The 19,547-nt window shown below is 48.9% G+C and carries 19 protein-coding genes; 11 read left to right on the top strand and 8 right to left on the bottom strand.

Translation table 11 applies throughout. The features are described 5' to 3' along the window. The first annotated feature begins 59 nt into the window (after window positions 1-59). Window positions 60-383 carry a hypothetical protein gene (locus tag ACY2RR_RS12475; RefSeq protein ID WP_490108479.1) on the top strand — a complete coding sequence of 108 codons (324 nt, stop codon included), beginning with the start codon at window positions 60-62 and terminating at the stop codon, window positions 381-383. Continuing rightward, a complete protein-coding gene (locus tag ACY2RR_RS12480; protein WP_490108480.1) occupies window positions 380-670 on the top strand; it encodes a hypothetical protein in 291 nt (96 codons plus the stop codon). The genes ACY2RR_RS12475 and ACY2RR_RS12480 overlap by 4 nt, the downstream gene beginning before the upstream one ends. Here ACY2RR_RS12480 and ACY2RR_RS12485 read toward each other — a convergent pair. The 4 genes from ACY2RR_RS12485 to nirB are packed head-to-tail and all read right to left on the bottom strand — an operon-like array spanning window position 628 to window position 7,501. Then, window positions 628-3,291: a molybdopterin-dependent oxidoreductase gene (locus tag ACY2RR_RS12485; RefSeq protein WP_490108481.1), complete on the bottom strand. Its 2,664-nt coding sequence runs from the start codon at window positions 3,289-3,291 to the stop codon at window positions 628-630. The two genes, ACY2RR_RS12480 and ACY2RR_RS12485, sit on opposite strands and share 43 nt — an antisense overlap. 48 nt (window positions 3,292-3,339) lie before the next feature. Further along, complete coding sequence (locus ACY2RR_RS12490) at window positions 3,340-4,587, bottom strand: NAD(P)/FAD-dependent oxidoreductase (protein WP_490108482.1); 1,248 nt, start codon at window positions 4,585-4,587, stop codon at window positions 3,340-3,342. Further along, window positions 4,587-4,931, bottom strand: a complete 345-nt coding sequence (gene nirD, locus ACY2RR_RS12495; protein WP_490108483.1) for a nitrite reductase small subunit NirD — start codon at window positions 4,929-4,931, stop codon at window positions 4,587-4,589. Before nirD ends, ACY2RR_RS12490 begins: the two co-directional genes overlap by 1 nt. 35 nt (window positions 4,932-4,966) lie before the next feature. After that, window positions 4,967-7,501, bottom strand: a complete 2,535-nt coding sequence (nirB, locus tag ACY2RR_RS12500; protein WP_490108484.1) for a nitrite reductase large subunit NirB — start codon at window positions 7,499-7,501, stop codon at window positions 4,967-4,969. 496 nt (window positions 7,502-7,997) lie between these two features. On the opposite strand from nirB, the gene ACY2RR_RS12505 reads away from it, so the two are divergent. From ACY2RR_RS12505 to ACY2RR_RS12515, 3 genes are all read left to right on the top strand, one after another. Next, window positions 7,998-9,467, top strand: a complete 1,470-nt coding sequence (locus ACY2RR_RS12505) for a NarK family nitrate/nitrite MFS transporter (protein WP_490108485.1) — start codon at window positions 7,998-8,000, stop codon at window positions 9,465-9,467. A 7-nt stretch (window positions 9,468-9,474) separates the two neighbouring features. Then, complete coding sequence (locus ACY2RR_RS12510) at window positions 9,475-11,202, top strand: bifunctional protein-serine/threonine kinase/phosphatase (RefSeq protein WP_490108486.1); 1,728 nt, start codon at window positions 9,475-9,477, stop codon at window positions 11,200-11,202. 102 nt (window positions 11,203-11,304) lie between these two features. After that, window positions 11,305-12,018: a 7-cyano-7-deazaguanine/7-aminomethyl-7-deazaguanine transporter gene (locus tag ACY2RR_RS12515; RefSeq protein ID WP_490108487.1), complete on the top strand. Its 714-nt coding sequence runs from the start codon at window positions 11,305-11,307 to the stop codon at window positions 12,016-12,018. Between the two features lie 3 nt (window positions 12,019-12,021). Here the strand turns inward: ACY2RR_RS12515 and ACY2RR_RS12520 are convergent, their stop codons facing one another. Further along, a complete protein-coding gene (locus ACY2RR_RS12520; RefSeq protein ID WP_490108488.1) occupies window positions 12,022-12,954 on the bottom strand; it encodes a nitrate- and nitrite sensing domain-containing protein in 933 nt (310 codons plus the stop codon). Window positions 12,955-13,083: 129 nt separating this feature from the next. On the opposite strand from ACY2RR_RS12520, the gene ddpX reads away from it, so the two are divergent. Then, window positions 13,084-13,665, top strand: coding sequence for a D-alanyl-D-alanine dipeptidase (gene ddpX / locus ACY2RR_RS12525; protein WP_490108489.1), 582 nt, complete (start codon window positions 13,084-13,086; stop codon window positions 13,663-13,665). Window positions 13,666-13,701: 36 nt separating this feature from the next. Here the strand turns inward: ddpX and ACY2RR_RS12530 are convergent, their stop codons facing one another. After that, window positions 13,702-13,947, bottom strand: a complete 246-nt coding sequence (locus tag ACY2RR_RS12530) for a YecH family metal-binding protein (protein WP_490108490.1) — start codon at window positions 13,945-13,947, stop codon at window positions 13,702-13,704. A 137-nt stretch (window positions 13,948-14,084) separates the two neighbouring features. On the opposite strand from ACY2RR_RS12530, the gene ACY2RR_RS12535 reads away from it, so the two are divergent. After that, a complete protein-coding gene (locus tag ACY2RR_RS12535) occupies window positions 14,085-14,507 on the top strand; it encodes a desulfoferrodoxin family protein (RefSeq protein ID WP_490108491.1) in 423 nt (140 codons plus the stop codon). 82 nt (window positions 14,508-14,589) lie between these two features. Next, the gene (locus ACY2RR_RS12540; RefSeq protein WP_490108492.1) at window positions 14,590-15,111 is read left to right on the top strand and encodes an acyl-CoA thioesterase; all 522 of its coding nucleotides are present in this window, start codon (window positions 14,590-14,592) and stop codon (window positions 15,109-15,111) included. On the opposite strand, the gene ACY2RR_RS12545 is transcribed toward ACY2RR_RS12540, so the two are convergent. After that, window positions 15,089-16,459, bottom strand: coding sequence for an MFS transporter (locus tag ACY2RR_RS12545; protein ID WP_490108493.1), 1,371 nt, complete (start codon window positions 16,457-16,459; stop codon window positions 15,089-15,091). The two genes, ACY2RR_RS12540 and ACY2RR_RS12545, sit on opposite strands and share 23 nt — an antisense overlap. Between ACY2RR_RS12545 and rnd the strand changes: the two genes are divergently transcribed. The 3 genes from rnd to ACY2RR_RS12560 are packed head-to-tail and all read left to right on the top strand — an operon-like array spanning window position 16,458 to window position 18,408. Continuing rightward, window positions 16,458-17,603 carry a ribonuclease D gene (gene rnd / locus ACY2RR_RS12550; protein ID WP_490108494.1) on the top strand — a complete coding sequence of 382 codons (1,146 nt, stop codon included), beginning with the start codon at window positions 16,458-16,460 and terminating at the stop codon, window positions 17,601-17,603. The two genes, ACY2RR_RS12545 and rnd, sit on opposite strands and share 2 nt — an antisense overlap. A 24-nt stretch (window positions 17,604-17,627) precedes the next feature. Then, window positions 17,628-17,927: a YcgL domain-containing protein gene (locus ACY2RR_RS12555; RefSeq protein WP_490108495.1), complete on the top strand. Its 300-nt coding sequence runs from the start codon at window positions 17,628-17,630 to the stop codon at window positions 17,925-17,927. A gap of 22 nt (window positions 17,928-17,949) precedes the next feature. Beyond that, a complete protein-coding gene (locus ACY2RR_RS12560) occupies window positions 17,950-18,408 on the top strand; it encodes a YcgN family cysteine cluster protein (protein WP_490108496.1) in 459 nt (152 codons plus the stop codon). A 60-nt stretch (window positions 18,409-18,468) separates the two neighbouring features. Here ACY2RR_RS12560 and ACY2RR_RS12565 read toward each other — a convergent pair whose 3' ends face one another. Further along, window positions 18,469-19,545, bottom strand: coding sequence for a hypothetical protein (locus ACY2RR_RS12565; RefSeq protein ID WP_490108497.1), 1,077 nt, complete (start codon window positions 19,543-19,545; stop codon window positions 18,469-18,471). Window positions 19,546-19,547 lie beyond the last annotated feature (2 nt).

Here is a 19,547-nt window from a genome sequence, read left to right on the forward strand (position 1 = left end):
CAATTCCCGCTGATACCAACGGTTCCCAGTGTTTTTCCGATGTACCAGAGAGGTGTAAGATGTTCTGGAATGGATTCCGCCCGCTTATAGCCGGTGTTGGGTTACTCACCCTCACTGCATGTTCCCACTACCCCTTCAAATACGACCCTTACTCCAAGCCCCAGTCCTTTTCCAGCTGGAGCGAAATGGAGGCCACGGTTAAACGACTCGAAAGCTACGCAGAAAACTGCCGACCAGAACAAGTAACAGTCGGAAGTTGTACTGTGTTTAACGAAGAGTACGAGCATACCTTGCTCAGAATTGAGAAAACCGAATTCAGGCTGGCACCGGCACACGTGACCAGACTGAATGAGATGCACGCGCTCTACAGGAGCACTGAATGAACTCGCCCCAGTTCGATGGATTTACCTTCGATGGCACCTATTTTGAGGCGGCCTGCGATGGTAATTCCGTAAGCTGGCGCTGCCATGATGGCTGTGATGGCAAACTGGAAATCCCAATGGCAAAGCTTTGGAGCCAGAAGATGGGAACACTAAAGCTTGAATGCCCGCTCTGCCACAGTCAGTGGCAAATGGAAATTTCCAGCCTCTCACGACCCATCCGGGCAGATATTATTGAGCTGGGCAGTCACACTGCCAGCTCCAACTTGTTTTTACACTCGAGAAGATAGCGTTTTAATTCAGGGATGCAGGAACCACAATTGGTTCCTGCATTCAGTTTCTGACCAATAGTTTCAACACTATCCAGCCCCTGCTCAATTCCCTTGCAGATCGGACCTTCAGAAACACCGAAACAGGCACAGACTACAGGCCCCTGACTTTTTCCAGAACCCGCGCTTCCGGCGAGAACCTTCCAATCAACCGTTTCTCCCTGGAGCTGCTGCTCAAGCCACTGCCGATCAACTTCCAAAGGTTTCTCAGAAAACAGCAACAAGGCCTCTATACATCCATCAACAATAACAGCCTGACGCTGAACACCTGCACGGGACATCAGAGAGATAACATCGCCTTCGGGCAACAGCTGATGAACAATATCCTGCTCATCACTATGACTTAACTCATAGCGCCAACAGCCTTCACCTCTTACCGCGGCACAGTAATCAATCTCCGGCAGCTCCAGTTGCTGACGACTGATAAGAACCCCATACCAAGAAGCTTTATAAGGCGAGGCGCTTACCGGAGTAGCTTTACTGTCTGGCTGACGGGAAACAGGATCAATACGACTGTGCACCAGAGGCCCCATCAATCCTCCGCGACTGAATTCCCGAGTCCAGTGCATAGGCATAAACAGTTGTCCGGCATTTATTGCACTATCAACTTGAACTCTGGCAATAGCACATCCATTACCGGATTGAATCTCGGCAAGCTGCCCATCTAACAGTTTGAAATCTTCGGCATCTACAGGATTTACTTGCACAGATGGTTCATCGATATGGCGATTCAACCTGACCGCTCTGGCTGTGCGAGTCATTGTGTGCCATTGATCCCGAATACGACCGGTATTTAAAAGCAGTGGAAACTCGGAAGCTTTGGAAATTCCTTCCACTGCTTCAGGAACAATAAACCGAGCTTTACCGGATGGTGTAGAGAAACCACCCTGTGCAAAGAAACGCTGATCAACGGACTCAGAAGAATTCAGAATTGGCCAGGTTTTCGGCTCAAAACTTTCGTATTGCTCATGGGTTATTTGAGCCAGTCCGGACAAATTGAAAGCCCGATAGCTTTTATCCCGAGAGTTCTCAAAAGCTGACAAACAGGCATGCTCCCTGAACACATCCGCATTACAGCCATAATCGAAAGCCTGATCAAAACCCAGACGCTTGCCAACCTGCGAAAGAATCCACCAGTCAGGTTTTGCCTCACCAACAAGAGGAAACAGTGCCCGCTGGCGAGATATACGGCGTTCGGAATTGGTCACCGTTCCATCCTTTTCACTCCAGGGAGCGGAAGGAAGCAGAATATCGGCATAAGCGCCGGTATCCGTGTTTTGCAGACAGTCCGACACCACAACATGCTCGCATTTCTCAAGTGCTGCCCGGACTTTATCTGCATCAGGCATACTGACAGCCGGATTGGTACCCATAATCCAGACAAACCGAATCTCACCGCGCCCTATAGCCTCAAACATATCGACAGCCGTCAAACCCGGCTGATCGACCATATTAGGGGCATCCCAGAAACGCTGAACCCGGTCAATATCATCGGGATTACTGAAATCCATATGAGCGGCAAGCTGATTTGCTAAACCACCAACTTCCCTGCCCCCCATAGCATTGGGTTGACCAGTAAGAGAGAAAGGCCCGCACCCAGATTTACCAATACGACCCGTTGCCAGATGGACATTGATCATGGCATTGACCCGATCAGTGCCATCAAATCCTTGATTGGACCCTTGAGACCAGGCTGTCACGGTTTTCTCGGTTTTTAAAAAACAGGAGTAAAAAGTTTTTAAATCCTCGATTTCCAAGCCACAGGTTTCAGCAACATCATCCAGACTGGGGGCAAGCCCACGGGCATTCTCCAGCGACTGCCCAAAGTTTTCAGTGTGCGCCTGCACCCAGTGATTATCGATTCCTTCATTGTCAGCAAGCCACACCAGAAGACCGGCAAAAAGTGTGGTGTCGGTACCCGGTTTAAGGGGCAGGTGAAGATCTGCCCCTTCACAGGTTGCTGTTTTACGTGGATCAATAACAATCAGTTTTTTCGCAGGATTTTCTTCACGAGCGGCCTGAAGTCGCTGATAAATCACCGGATGACACCAGGCCGTATTTGAACCAACCAAAACAATAAGTTCAGCCTGCTCCAGATCTTCATAACAGCCGGGAACAATATCTTCACCGAATGCCCGTTTATGACCAGCCACTGTAGAAGCCATGCAAAGTCGGGAATTGGTATCAATATTGGAACTGCCAACAAACCCCTTCATGAGCTTGTTGGCAACGTAATAATCTTCTGTCAGTAGTTGGCCAGAACCATACAGGGCAACACTTTTGGGGCCATGCTGATCAATAACAGCCTTTAACCTTGATACAACACTATCAAGAGCAGTATCCCAATCCGCTTCTTTACCATCGATACGGGGAGCTAAAAGTCTATCACCCAAATCAACCGTGTCGCCCAGAGCTGAACCTTTGGAACATAAACGGCCGAAATTGGCGGGGTGGGAAGTGTCACCAACTATTTTTACAACATGATTATCAGAATCTTCAACCTGGGCCTGAATGCCACAGCCCACACCACAATAAGCACAGGTTGTTTTAATACAGGATTTCTCAACAGAAATAGTGTTCACACTTACACCACAAAGGAACTTTTGTTGGAGTTATATTTGGTTTTATTATCAGGCCGCTTCAGCAGCATCTTGTGATATATAAGCCTGACCAAAAATCATCAAATCCCGAATACCAGATATATCCTGACCAGCTTCAAACAACTGCTGATACCAAGCTGCATCGGACACATCACCGTAGAGCAACACACCTTTCAACTTGTTATTGCGCACCACCAGTTTTCGATAAATTCCCTGAGAAGGCATACTGAGAACCAGCTCATCATTAACCCCTTCTACCGATGGAGAACCTCCGGAATAATCCCCCAGGGAGAACAGATCAATACCTGTCACTTTTAATCGGGTGGCCGTTTCTGCGGGAACAAACTTCGAAATCTCTTTTTCAAGAAGAACATCAGCCAACACTTTCGCTTGTTTATAAACCGGCTCGACTAAACCAAAGGTTTGCCCTTCAACCTGAACACATTCACCAAGGCCATAAATAGCAGGGTCTTCCGTTTGCAAACAACCATCAACCAGCAGTGCTTTTTCACAAGGCAATTCAGCAGGCAGCATTAATTCAATATTGGCTTGAATACCTGCGGTAAAAACAACAAGGTCAGCAGGCAGCACTTTGCCGCTACTTAATTCGACTCCTGCAACGGCCCCCTGATCACCTTTTAGCGCGACCGTTCGGGAAGCTAATTCAAACTGCAAACCTTTTGCTGACAGACTCTTTAACAGCAGATCACCGGAATCCGAGTCAAGTTGACGATTCATCAAAACCGAACGACTGTGAACCACTGTCGCCTGCATTCCCTGAGCCTGTAGTGCACATGCGGCTTCAAGTCCGAGCAAGCCACCACCAACAACAACGACACGACCACCAGCTTTTGCTACGGAAAGCATGAGTTCCACGTCATCCAATGTGCGGAAACCCATAACACCATTTAACTCAGAACCGGGAATTTCTGGAATAAAGGGTCGCGACCCGGTTGCCAGAATAAGCTTGTCGTAAGAAAACCATTCATCGTTTGCAGCTCTAACCTGCTGCTGCACCCGATCAATCTCAACCGCTTTATAATCCGCACCACAATACAGCTGTATGCCACGCTCGCGGTACCAGGAGGCCGGGCGCAACAGCACACCATCAGCCTCAAGGTCACCCGCCAGAAGCGGGGAGAGCATAATGCGGTTATAACCGGGCACAGATTCCGCAGAAAGAACGGTTATGTGATAGCCGTGATCTGGATTCTCTGTCAGCAATTCCAGAAATCGAACGCTGGCCATACCGTTTCCTACAACAAGCAACTTTTTCATTAAGCAGCCTGCTGACTGGCAGGAGAACCCAATGCCACCTGCACCATACCATCCTGCACACGCACCGGATGAACAACAATGGAAACCGTTCCATCTTCAAGGCAAGTACCGGTTTTCAGGGAGAAGTGCTGTTTATAGATTGGAGAAGCAACAACCAGCTCTCCTTTTAAATCACCAACAATCCCCCGGGACAAAACATTGGCCTGACTGAATGGGTCATAGTTGTCGATCGCATACAGTTCACCATCCACCTTAAATACGGCAACCTGATGATCAAAAACCAGCGCACCCACACCCAAAAGCTCTGTCACTTCACCGGCACTGCAAACCGTTGTCCATTCCATAATTGCTTACCTTTATCGTTTTATTAATAAATTCTTCAGGCGCTTTTCGCGATTATTTTCTCTTCCTGACTGGCAGGACGAATCTGGCTACGCTCTTTAACAAACACAACGTTGCTATCGACGGCATCGGCATTAATAAAGTGACGGAAGCGCTTGAGTTTTTCAGGGTCTTCGAGGGTTGTTTTCCACTCACACTGATAGGCATCAACATTCGCAGCCATCTCTGCATCCAGCTGATCACAGATACCCAAACTATCTTCCAGGATGACTTGCTGCAGGTATTCCAGCCCACCCTCCATATTCTCCATCCAGACAGATGTCCGTTGCAGCCTCTCACCAGTACGCAGATAGAACATCAGGAATCGATCAATTGCCTGAATCAACTGCTCATCATTAAGTTCTGTGGCAAACAGATCTGCATGACGTGGCTTCATACCACCATTGCCGCAAACATAGAGGTTCCAGCCTTTCTCTGTGGCAATGATGCCAACATCCTTACTCTGAGCTTCGGCACATTCACGAGTACAGCCTGACACGGCCATTTTGAATTTGTGCGGGCCACGCAAACCGCGATAACGCTCTTCAATATGAATAGCCATCCCAACACTATCGAGCACACCATAACGGCACCAGGTCTGACCAACACAAGACTTCACTGTTCGCAGAGCTTTGGCGTAGGCATGACCCGTTTCAAAACCAGCATCAACCAACCGCTTCCAGATACCTGGCAACTGATCCACACGAGCACCAAACAAATCGATACGCTGACCACCTGTCACCTTGGTATAGAGGGAATAATCCCGGGCAACCTCACCAATAACAATCAGCTTCTCAGGGGTAATTTCGCCACCCGGTACACGAGGCACAACGGAATACGTGCCATCCTTTTGCATATTGCCAAGGAAGTAATCATTGGTGTCCTGTAAAGGAGCATGCTCGTTTTTCAAAACATACTCGTTCCAGCAGGAGGCGAGAATGGAACCAATAGTCGGCTTACAGATATCACACCCTTTACCCTTGCCGTGCTTTTCAAGCATTTCATTAAACGACTTGATTTCACCAACACGCACCAGGTGATAAAGCTCCTGACGGGAGTATGGGAAGTGTTCACAGATATCTTTCTTAACTTCAACGCCCAGCTGCTCAAGTTCATGATCAAGCACCTGTTTAACCAGAGCCGTACAACCGCCACAACCAGTACTGGCAGATGTTGCATCCTTCAGGCTGGCCATATCCTGGCAACCGCCAGCAACAGCACCAGTCAAATCACCCTTGGTGACGTTAAAGCAAGAACAGATCTGGGCAGTATCTGGCAGAGCTGACACTCCCATACCTTTTGGCGCTTCACCTGAGCCTTGAGGAAGAATCAATTCAGCGGGATTTTGTGGAGGCTTGATATCATTCAAAGCCATCTGCAGCAGGGAGCCATATTCTTCAGCATCACCTACCAACACAGCACCCAGAACTTTCTTTTTATCGCCGGAAACAACCAGTGACTTATAAACTTCTTTTTCTTCATCAACAAAGCGGTAGCTGAGTGCGCCCGGTGTACGTGCCTGAGCATCACCCACACTGGCAACATCCACACCCATCAATTTCAGCTTGGTGCTCATATCAGCACCGGTGAAGCCTGCATTTTCAACACCAAGAAGATGATCAACAGCAGCCTGCCCCATTTGATAACCAGGAGCCACCAGTCCAAATATACGGCCACTCCACAAAGCACATTCACCGATGGAATAAACATTGGCATCGGATGTCTGGCAGTGGTCATTGATAACTATACCGCCGCGTTCGCCAAGCTCTAACCCGCATTCACGAGCCAACTCATCCCGAGGGCGAATACCTGCAGAGAACAAAATCAAATCCGTATTCAGTACTTCACCATCGGCAAACTGCATCTGGTGGGCAGCACCTTCACCATCGGCAATATTTTTGGTGTTTTTTGAGGTGTGAATTTTCACACCCAGATCTTCGATCTTACGGCGCAGCATCTGGCCGCCACCTTCATCTACCTGAACAGCCATCAGTCGTGGGGCAAATTCCACGACATGGGTTTCCAGACCAAGATCTTTCAGGGCTTTAGCAGCTTCCAAACCAAGCAAACCGCCACCAACAACTGCGCCAACCTTTGAGTTCCGTGCCGTTTCAGCAATGGCTTCCAAATCATCAATGGTGCGATAGACCAAACATCCGTCGCGATCATGACCAGGAACCGGTGGAACAAAAGGATAAGAACCTGTAGCCAGCACAAGCTTGTCATAACTGATTTTGCGGCCAGACTCGGACACAACTTCACAAAGTTCACGATCAACAGTGCAAACCTTGTCAGACAGAATTAATTCAACACCGTCCTGATCATAGAAGCCGTCTGAAACCATAGACAGCTCTTCTGCAGATGTTCCGCTAAACCAGGATGACAGTTGAACCCTGTCGTAGGCAGGCCGGGATTCCTCACCAAATACTGTTACTTGATAACGATCAAGGCCACCCGCCTGCACAAGCTGCTCAATAAAACGGTGGCCGACCATGCCATTACCGACAACAACAAGTGACTCTTTATTACTCATACACGGCTCCAGCGCTTCAGGGCTTAATTATTTCTGGCGTCTTGCCAAATTTTATTTACCCCTCTCCTAGCACTCACCGTGCCCAATCAATTATTTTTCTTATTTTTCATTGAGTTAAAAAGAAAAATCCTAACATCAAGGCAATCAACCAAATACATAACGCTCCCTTCTGGATCACAGGTACTCAAACCAAATTCCAAACAGGTGCATCCACATCCTTTCCAATCAAGCAGCACGCACCAAAACAAAGCAACGCAGCAAAATCGACCCAAATCGTAGACCGCACCACAAAAGCACATGCACCTTATTGAGAAAGAAGGCGTGCACCATTTGCTAACCAAACCAGATTCAAAACAGCCCTCAAAAAGCGCATACACAATGCCAAACTCTTATCAAAAGCCCCATAACCAAAGGACCTAACAAGTGTTGGCCTCATATTTGCTCAGACTTGCGCCAAACAATTCCAATTAAGAATAACAACCCACAGGGTCAGACAATGAGCAACCCCGATAGAATTAACCTGCTGTCATTCAGTGGAAATATGCGCATCCTGCATATGACCTGGATCGCCTTCTTTATTACTTTTTTCGTCTGGTTCAACCATGCACCTCTGGCGCTTGCCATTGCAGAGTCGTTAGACCTGACCAGAGCTCAATTAAAAACCCTGTTGATTCTCAACGTTGCCCTGACCATTCCAGCTCGGGTGATTATCGGCATGCTGACCGACAAGTTCGGCCCACGCCGCACCTATTCCGCCCTTATGATTATCTGCAGCATTCCGGCCTTTATGTATGCGACAGCGGATACCTTCGAACAGGCTGCCATAGCTCGCTTCCTGCTCGGAACAATTGGCGCTGGCTTTGTGATTGGTATCCGTATGGTTTCTGAATGGTTTCCGGCTCGCCAACTGGGCACAGCGGAAGGTATTTATGGGGGCTGGGGTAATTTTGGTTCAGCGGCAGCGGCTATGACTCTTCCCGCACTGGCACTCTGGTTTGGCGGTGAAGATGGCTGGCGTTATGCCATCGGTGTAACCGGTGCCCTCTCCCTTATTTATGGTGTTATTTATTTCTTCTCTGTCACCGATACACCGAAAGGCTCTACCTACTTTCGCCCTAAGAATATCGGCGCCATGGAAGTCACATCTAAAGGCGACTTCTATCTGTTGCTGATCATGAAAATCCCCATGTATACGGCGCTGGCACTGCTGACATGGAAGCTTTCTCCAAAAGGCGTAAATATGCTGGCGGCGACTACAGCCACAGGTATTTATTTCGGCCTTGCGGCTTTGTACCTGCTGGAAAGCTGGAAAGCCTGGCAGGTAAACAAAGAGATCTTTGTAAAACCTGTTCCTGCTATCCACCAGTACAAATTCAAGCAGGTTGCGGTACTGAATGTTCTCTATTTTACCACTTTCGGTTCTGAGCTGGCCGTGGTTTCCATGCTGCCTCTGTTCTTCGCCGACACATTTGGCCTTGACCCGGTTATGGCAGGCTTGGTTGCATCAGCCTATGCCTTTATGAACCTGATGTCCCGCCCTGGCGGCGGTCTGATCAGTGATCGCTTTGGTCGTAAAACCACGTTGCTGGTACTGACTGCCGGACTCGCCGTTGGTTATGCCGTTATGTCAGTGATTGATTCCACCTGGCCACTAGCCCTTGCTGTTGTGGCAGCCATGACCTGCTCTTTCTTCGTACAAGCCGGCGAAGGTGCTGTTTTTGCTGTTGTTCCCCTGATCAAGCGACGCCTGACAGGTCAGATTGCAGGTATGACCGGTGCCTATGGTAACGTTGGGGCAGTTTTCTATCTGACTGTACTATCACTGGTGAGCTATGAGACTTTCTTTCTGGTTATTGCCGCAACAGCACTGCTTGGTTTTACCGCTCTGCTGTTTCTGGAAGAACCCAAAGGGCAGATTGCTGAAACCATGCCTGATGGCTCCGTCACCATGATAGATGTGAAATAATCGATTCATGTCTACGCTCGTGCAAAGCTCCCTGACTCTGAACACGGCTGCCTGCAGCCGTGCCGGAGTGAAACCTGAGAATCAGGATGCCTGGTCTATTGAAGTACCTGGTAGTCCTGGCACACTGCTCCATAAAGGCGCAGTCTTTGCGGTTGCCGATGGGGTCAGTGCCTGCACCCATGCCAGACAAGCCAGCCATACCAGCACCAGCAGTTTCACCAGCGATTATTACAGCACTCCGGATTCCTGGACGGTACGAAACGGGTCAGCCAAAGTTTTAAGCGCCCTGAACCGTTGGTTGTTTCAGCAAGGCAATCACAGCCCAATGGATGAAGGCAGCTGGTGCACAACATTCTCTGCCATCATCATTAAATCAACCACTGCTCATATTCTACACGTGGGTGATTCGCGGGTATGGCGTTATCGTCGTGGAGAACTGGAATGCCTGACCAGAGATCACACATCGTCCATGGCTGGTCGTCACTTTTTAGGGCGGGCTCTGGGTATGGCTCCCAGTGTTGAGGTGGATTACCAGACAGAAGCCGTAGAAGAAAATGATTTATTTCTGCTCACGACCGATGGTATTCACGATGTTTTGTCAGTATCACAGCTTCAGGAAGCACTTCGGGAACAGAACAGTGATCTGCCAAAGCTTTGCCAGACTGTTGTTGAAACAGCCCTTAACCAGGGCAGTACAGATAACCTGACCTGTATTACCGGTCGGGTATTAACCCTTCCCGCAGAACAACCTGAAGAAAAACTGGCTCAACTGGCACAGTTAAGAATCCCTCCCGATCTTTATCCCGGACAACATTTCGAAGGCTATCGCATTCTGGAACAGATACATGCCAGCAGCCGCAGCCAACTGTATCTTGCCGAGGATATTGACAAGAATCGCCAGCAAGTGATTCTGAAAACACCTTCGGTTAATTTTGAGGATGACCCTGAACATCTGGAGCGATTTATCAGAGAAGAATGGATTGGCCGACGCATAAGCCATCCAGCCATAATGGAAGTTTATTCGCCCAAACCTGAACGGCGTCACTTGTATCACGCCTGCGAATATATACAGGGCCAGACTCTCAGGGAGTGGATAGTAGACAATCCTCATCCTGCTCCAGTGGTTGTTAGAGAAATTGTTCGCCAGATTGTCAGTGCCGTGCGCAGCCTGCACCGTTTACAGATTCTGCACCAGGACCTTAAGCCAGAAAACATTATGATGGATAAGGATGGCCGCATTCGTCTGATCGATTTTGGTGCTGCCCATATCACCGGAGAACAGGAAGCGTACTCCACACTGGAAACCGATACGCCACCCGGCACAAAAAACTATATTGCACCGGAATATTTTCTCGACGGAATTGTCGATGAACGTGCTGACCAGTTTTCCATCGCCGTTATTGCCTATGAGCTGTTAACTTGCCAGCTACCTTATAAAGAGCAGGCAGGCTATAGCATTCGGGTCAGGCACTACAAACATCTTCAGTACAACAGCGCACGGGAAATACGGGAAGACCTACCAGCCTGGATTGACCTTGCACTCGCCAAGGCTCTTAAGCCAAACCCTGCCGAACGATATGCGGCGATGTCTGAATTTATTCAGGATCTCAGTAAACCCAACCCCGACTTTGCAAAAAAACAACGTAAGCCGCTTATAGAGCGCAACCCCGTGCTCACCTGGCAAATACTCACAACCTTATTGTTACTGCTCAATGCGTGGCAATTCCTGAAGTAATCCCCTGCTATAAGAAAACGCACTAATAGACAAAAAAAGAATTACCTGTAAAATCCGGCGCCTTCGAGTTCCCTCACCTCGCGCTAACGAAAAAGGTAAACAATGCCAAGGATTGATCTCTCTGCGATCTCCACAGAATCAAGCGCTAACCAGTACAAACGACTGATTCTGACTATGACACTGCTCCATATCGCTATTATCACAGCCAGTAATTATCTGGTTCAGATTCCATTTCAGATGTTTGGTCTCCACACAACCTGGGGCGCCTTTACATTTCCATTTGTATTTCTGGCCACAGACCTGACTGTACGCATCTTTGGCAGACAGCCCGCCCGACAGATTATCCTGCGCGCCATGCTGCCAGCCCTGACTGTATCCTATCTGGTTTCGGTGATGTTTTATGAAGGAAGATATCAGCCAGACGGCCTGAACGGCTTTAATCTGTTTGTGGCTCGTATCGCCTTTGCCAGCTTCTCGGCTTATTTGATCGGGCAGATGCTGGATATCACTATTTTCAATCGTCTTCGCCAACTAAAAGCCTGGTGGATTGCTCCGGCAGCGTCCACGATTCTGGGCAATATGATTGATACCATCAGCTTCTTCAGTATCGCTTTTTACAGATCCACCGATGCCTTTATGGCAACAAACTGGATGGAGATTGCCCTGGTAGATTACGGTTGGAAACTGGCTATATCCCTTGCCCTGTTCCTTCCTCTGTACGGCGTACTCTTGAATCGCCTGCAAGCACTATTGATGAAAAAGACTGCTCAGAAGCAGACTTCAGAAGAAAGCGCGAGCTTCTCTCAGGCGGCCTGAGACCTACTCATGGGTAGAGGGCTTTTGGGAACCCTCTATCCATGCCACCAAGGCCGGTTCCGGCGAACGGCTTATACCATTCAAACCCTGCTGAAGAGCATCTTCCAGCCCGGTCATAATTCGGGTCATCAGGCTGAAATAGCTGACCGGGTCAAGCACCGACTCGCTTTTGCCATTCTGCAAAGACTGAATCCTCACAATAACGGCCTCAAGCCGGGGAATAATATTTTCTCTTGCCAGCACCGTGATGGCCGGATCAAACAGTTTCTTCTGGGTGTCAGACAAAGCCACAAACTTAGTCATGGTGGCTCTAACATTGGCAATATACCGTTGCGCTTCACTCAGACTGTAGGCAATACGAGCATTCAGTCGGCGGGACGGTTCGGTAAGATAAAGTCGGTGACAAACCAGTCCCCGCATCTGGCCGGCCAGCTCTTTTAACCGTGCAAGATCATTCAGAACAAAGCGCATCAGGGGAATGCCTTCAACAAAGCAGCCACTCTCTGATTTTCTCGCCGTTTGCCAGAGAAGACGTAACAGCTGCTCAATAAGATGACTGTGAAGCTCATAATTTGTCAGAGGCTGATCTTGCCGCCACTGACGACTGAGGGTTAACCACTCCTGATACAATCCCAGTACCAGCTGCAGATTCAGCTGTTCTTTTTCCAGAAGCAGTTGATCGAGCTGACTGCGTATCTGATGCTGAAGCCTCATTAAGCGCTGTTCAAAGAACACATCTCCAGCCAAAACTGCCAGGCTGGCTCCCCGATGGTGCTGAATATGGCCCACCAGGCTCAACATCTGTGCACACAGTGCCAGGCCATGCTGCCTGTTACGGTGCCTGCGGATCAAATCCTGGGGAGCATCATCAAGCGTCGACGCCTCCGCGAACTGAGCAAATTCCTCATCTATTTTTCTCAGGGCCTGATAAGCCATAGCAACTTATCCCTATGCTTTTTCTTGCTTTATCCCTGACTATGCATGTCCTGTGCCGTTTTCCGACAGGCTGTTGGAAAACCTATTGTCTACCCTGTCTGAAGACCGATTAAAAAATGGTACACCTGAATGCTCGATTCACTGGTTCAGCTTGATGACTCAATGCCCGGAATAACACTGGATATTCGCCTGGCCGCAGATAATAACTTTACCGGCAAGCAGATTTACGCCGAAGCCAAAGCTTATGTTCACAGGGATACCGCCAAAAAGCTTGAAACAGCCAGAAGAATCGCGGCCACATTGGGGCTTCAACTCCATATCTGGGATACCTTCCGGCCCTTGGAAGCCCAGCAGAAACTCTGGGATTACCACCCCGATTCCCGCTATATATCTCCACCGGATAACGGCCCGCGCACCCACTGCCGCGGAATTGCTGTTGACCTGACTCTGGAATCGGCCAAAACCGGTGAACTGCTCGACATGGGGACTGGGTTTGATGATTTCAGGGATTTAGCGCACCACAATAATACGTCGATCAGTGATGAGGCATTAAGAAACCGGCTGACACTTGCAGGATTAATGCATACGGCGGGATTTCGGTGCCATCCGTATGAGTGGTGGCATTATGAGTTGCCAACCCTTGATCGCTACCCGGTTCTGACAGACCGGCTGGCGGGCACACACCTTATGGGGGAAGAGGAAAAAGAATAAGGCACTATTGCAATAGCAATAATGCCTGACAGCTTATCAGTGATGGCTGCACATTTTAGAGGCATCAGCAACGATGCCTTCAGCACTTTCTACCAGTTTGCCTTTACCCAGGAACAGTTCCAGCAAAGCTTCTGCGCTCAGTCCCTTAACGGAGCAGGTGTGGAATTCAGCTTCTGCGCCAAACTGATCCGCGATTACCTGCAGCAGTTGTGCGCGAGGTTGTGCCTGCTCAGACTCCAGAACTAGCTTCAAAACGTTACGACCATGTACAGACTGAGCCATATTTACCTCTTAACTATTTTACTTTGGCTATTATCTAGCCACATATTCATAGTCACGATACTGCACTGACGCATTCGCAGGCATGCGTACTTATGCCTAGGAGCCTTGGTAAATAAGCATTAAAAGGCCAATTCCTTATGAACAGACGCTTCTTTCTTTATGCTGGTACAATAACAACAGGGGCACTGATCGCTTTTCCATCGGCGGGCAAAACCCTCAGCAGTAACAATGTTTTTGGTAATCTGATCTTTACCGCCGAACAACCGGGCCGTTTTGCCCACAAAGCAAAAACTCATCTTCCCATTATCACTCCGGTAGATACCCCTCAGGGTAAAACCATCCGTGTGGAAACCAACCATGAAATGAGAGGTTATGAACACTACATCGTTAAGCACCAGTTGTTTGACCGGGGTTACAACCTTATTGATGAAAAATTATTCAACCCAGAAGTAGAAAGACAGCCGGTTTCTCTGTTCAAACTGGAGGAATATACAGGGCCACTGTATGCAACAAGCCTGTGCAACAAACATGATCTGTGGCTGGCTCAGACGACAGTGTAATTCTGCATAAAAATCATTGCCGGCTCTGCACTTGAACAGGACAATAGCGCCCAACAAAAAGCCGTTAATAAGAAGTACACAAATGAATCTGGTTTTTCGTCTAGCAATCCTTTTAATTCGCTGTTATCTGTCGCCTAAAAGCTCCGTTTATAAAACATCGAAAACCAGTTTTCGGGCATGGCCCCATGATTTCAGACTACGGGACCATCTGCCAAACCAGCGCTTTTTTAACCTTATGGAGCTGGGGCGTTTTCCTCTCTGGCATGGTGCAAGGCTGGCGTTAGCCGGGCATTTTTCTGCTCGCATGATTGCGGCCCAACAGCTTGTCTATATCAAACCTATTGGTCGACAAAAACGCTTTGATGTTTACTCCAGAATCGCAGGCTGGGATGGGAAATATGTGTATTACCACCATGAATTCCGTTCAGGCGATAAATTATTTGCGACAGGGTTGGTCAAAGAAGCCTGCCTGAAAAAAGGCAGGCTTGTGTCTCCTGAAGATGTTCTCGGAGAAGCTCAGCCCCTGCCAGATATAATTACAACCTGGCTCCACAACCAACAGGCTCTAAAAACTGCAAGTATTAAACACCCTCAAGAGCAGTAGCCTGGGGCCGGCCGCGGCGTATCCAAAACATCAGCAGCCCCAACATAGCAACCAGAATCGGCAATGTCAGGACAAGAAGCCCTTCCCAGCCAATCTGATACAGCACGAAACTGGACGTTAAAGCTCCCAGAGACTGGGAGCAGAAAACCAGCAGATCATTTATACCCTGAGCCTGATGACTCTGCTCCGCCCGGTACATTTTCGGCAACAGCGATGTACCGGCCACAAACAGGAAATTCCAGCCAATACCCAACAACAAAAGCGCCCACCAATAGTGGAGCCACTGGTTATCAATGATCCCAATCACTACACAAAGAACATACGCAAGCAGTCCCATGGTGATCATCTTCACATGACCAAGTTGAAGTATCAGACGCCCGGCAAATAAAGAAGGAATAAACATCGCCAGAATATGGCTTTGAATCACCAGTTTGGTATCTACCAGTGAGAAAGAATCCATTTCATGCATACTGATAGGCGTTGCGGTCATAATGAAGCTCATTACTCCATAACCAACACCTGCGCTCAGTGCCGCCACCAGAAAACCACTGTGGGTTAACAAATCAGTCTTACTTCCTGCAGAAACCTTATTGCTATCAACCTGACTCATCACCGGGTTACGAAAGCCCACCAGCAAAACAACCAGTGCCAGAACAAATAAACCGGTCAGCAGAAGAAAGGCTCCAACAAATTTGTCATCCATCACCGATTGTCCAAAAACAACCAGCTCAGGCCCCAGAACCGCAGAAATAAGGCCTGCACTCAACAGCCGGGACGCAGCCACCGGCATCAGTTCAGGTCTCACACTTTCCATAGCGGCAAAACGGAACTGCTGTACTGCGGCTACCATCACACCAATCAGCAGACTGGACACCACAAAGCCAGCAAAGAATTGAATTTTCAAGGAATAACTAGCCAGCAGAGCGGCAACAATGCCAACAACCATTGCTCCCATAAATACGGCTTTGCGGCCAAAACCCTTTGCTAACAGCGCTGCCGGGTATACGGATAAAGCTGTCCCAGTGAAAACCGCGGCAACGGGCAGAGTTGATAAGGCTGGCGAGGGAGCGAAATCACGGCTGGCCAACGCCCCAGCAAATACCATAAGCGGGGTCGCGCAAAAAGCCATCGCCTGAGCGAGAAAAAGAACCCAGACATTTCTTGTCATAGGAACACTCCCTGATTTTCTTGTTGTTAGATCCATAATTTTTATCGTGGCTGGAGTATGACACCCAAAGTGACTGGTTACACGCAATTTCAGCTGGCATGAAAATGCATCACCGCCGGAATAGCCGATAGCCACGGTTCCCCGTATAATGCGGGTTTTCCCTCTTTCCGGTAATTGCATGTCTCAACCCCGTATCCACTGGCTGACTGAGAACAAACAGCTCAATCAGGCTGTCGCCCTCTGGCAGGAGCAACCTTGGTTAACGCTGGATACCGAGTTCATGCGAACCAAAACTTTCTGGCCGATCCCTGGCCTGATTCAGGTCGGGGTGGATGATGATGTCTGGCTGATTGATCCTCTGGCCATTTCTGACTGGTCAGCTTTTACCGAGTTTCTGGTAAATCCAGACGTCACCAAAGTCATGCATGCCATGAGCGAAGATCTGGAACTGTTCCGGCACCTCACCGGCCAACTGCCGGTGAATGTCTTTGATACCCAGATTGCCGCCGCCTATGCCGGGCTGGATTTTTCCATGGGTTATCAGCGCCTGATTGCCGAACTGCTGGATATCAGTGTGTCCAAGGGAGAAACCCGGTCGGACTGGCTGGCCCGCCCTCTGACTGAGTCGCAAATCAATTACGCGGCTTTGGATGTGTTCTACCTCGGCAAAGCTTATCCAAAGCTGGCTCAAGCTCTCGAAGACAAGGGGTTCTCCGATTGGCACCGGGAAGACTGCGAACGCCAGATTCAATCTGTTGGTACAGATACCGATCCCAAACAGGCCTGGCGGGATGTCAAACTGGCCTGGAAGCTCGGCCCACAACAGTTGGCTGTTCTGCAACAGCTTTGTTACTGGCGAGAAACTCAAGCCCGGGAACGAAATCTGTCTCGAAACAGACTGGCACCGGCGGGAGCCTTATGGGATCTGGCACGAGTTCAACCAAAAACTCTTCATGATCTTCGACAGATCAAAACCCTGAAGCCACAAACTATTCGCCAATCTGGCAATGAAATTCTGATGCAGGTGAAGAAAGGTCAGCAGGTCCCGAAGCCCGAGTGGCCGGAACAACCTGCAGGGCCATTGCCTAAGAAAGTGCAACCCTGCGTGGATGCCATTAAGAAATTCTGCAAACACCAGGCTGCGGAGCTCGGATTACTACCTGAGCTTATCCCATCGAAAGCCTGGACTGGCAGCCTGCTGAGAGGCTGGCTGAAAACATCGGAGTTCACCCCCCCCTCCAATGTAACCGGATGGCGGGTAGAAGAGGTGCTCAAACCGATGATTAAACATTTAAATTCTCAGAATTTTCAGAAACAGCAATAACAATTTATAACGGGGAGTACAGTTATGAAGATGGTGGTATCTGTCTACAAGACAGAGCGTCGGGAAGGGCTATACCTTTACATTAACAAGCTGAAAGGGCTCGAAAGCATCCCTTCAGAGTTAAATGACCTGATGGGCGACCCGATTCTTGTGGCCGACTTTGTACTCACTCCAGAACGCAAACTGGCCCAGGCCGATGCTGAAGAAGTTCTCAGCAAAATCAACAGCCAGGGCTATTATCTGCAGATCACTCAGAATCAGGAGAAGGATGACTATGCCATCACCCTGCCTGATGAACTGCTTTGTTTTAACGATCCACAATAACGGTCTTCCGTTGTAGAGTTGAATGACCCAGATTACCGATAGCCAGAAGCCCTTCTGGAAAACCAAAACCCTTGAACAGATGAGCCGTGACGAATGGGAATCCCTGTGTGACGGCTGTGCCCGCTGCTGTCTGCAGAAGCTGGAAGATGAAGACACTGGCGATGTGTATTACACAGAACTGGTATGCCACTACCTTCAGGAAGACAACTGTCGCTGCACCATCTACGAAGATCGTAACAACAAGGTACCTAACTGCATCTGGCTGAAACCAGAACATGTACCAGAGTTTCACTGGCTGCCAAGCACCTGTGCTTACCGGATCATCTCAGAAGGTAAAGATCTGCCAGAGTGGCACCCTCTGGTATCCGGCACCACGGAAACTGTTCATCTAGCAGGGATTTCGGTGAAAGACCGGGTTATTCCTGATACCCGGGTTCCTGAGGAAGACTGGGAAGAGCACGTTATCAACTGGGTTGAGTAAACCGAAAAGAAAAAGTCAGGCCTAGAGCCTGACTTTTGGTTTTGGGGGGTGATTTAACTGTTACACAGTCGGGTTAATCTGCCCTTTGGTATGCAGCATATTTTTTGCACCTTCCAGAGTTACCGTCTGGCCATTTTGCAGATTCTCGATAACTTCACTGAGTCCTTTCTGCTCTTCTTCCATCATCATGGCCAGTTGAGCAAGGAACTGCTGGAAATCATCGTCATTGGCCTGCATTTCCCGAGCCTGGGCAAGATCACTTTCAACCGAGCGGATACCATCATCAATATCTCCACCGCTCAGTTCTCTGCTGGCAATACGCTCACCTAAACGCTCAATTTGCTCGTTCTTAGGTGAAGTTCCATCCACATAGCCTTGAATAGCATCATTGAGAATACGGTCATCGATGGCATCCGGGCTGGCACCTTCTGCGACCATCTGACTTAAGTCCTGATGAAGATCTTCATCAATAACACCCTTGGCTTTCAATTCATTCAGCTGCGTAAGGTGTTTTGGGGTATCGATAGGTTTACCGGTAAACTCATGTTCAATAGAATCTTTGGCATACTCCTTGGAAAAAGACTCCACCTGCCCTGCCCCTTCGCCGAAATGTGCGCCCAGCATCTGCTTGTGGGCACTATCAGTCGCCTTAACAGCTTTCTTATCCTGAATACCATCAGCCAACAACGCAGCACCTGCCGGTAGCAAAAGTGCACCAAGAACAATTTTGGCCGTGGCACATTTATCTTTTTTATCATTCTTTGAAGGGTCAAGCTGGGATTCCAGATCCTGAATACGTTTCTCACGAGCGCTTTTTGTTTTTTCTCGGTTGGCAAGAGTGGCTTGCTCATTGGTCTGGTTAATGGTTTCTTCGGACTCAGTTTGTAACCCCTGCAATAAAGCCTCCAGCTCACTCATATTGACTGGGAAGTTTGCAGAGCCAGCAACCGGGGCAGGAATAGGCACAACACGCCCATCATTTCCTATAGGCTGAACACCACTCTGGTAATAACCAACACTGTTTCCTGCTCCCAGAGATCCTGCGGCCACCTGTTCTTTAGCTTTCGCCTCATGCAGCTGCTGATTGTAATTTGCCTGCCTTGCGTGCTGAAGGCCGCCAACGCCATCTGTAGCCATGG

This window comes from Parendozoicomonas sp. 2304DJ65-17 (assembly GCF_058148445.1).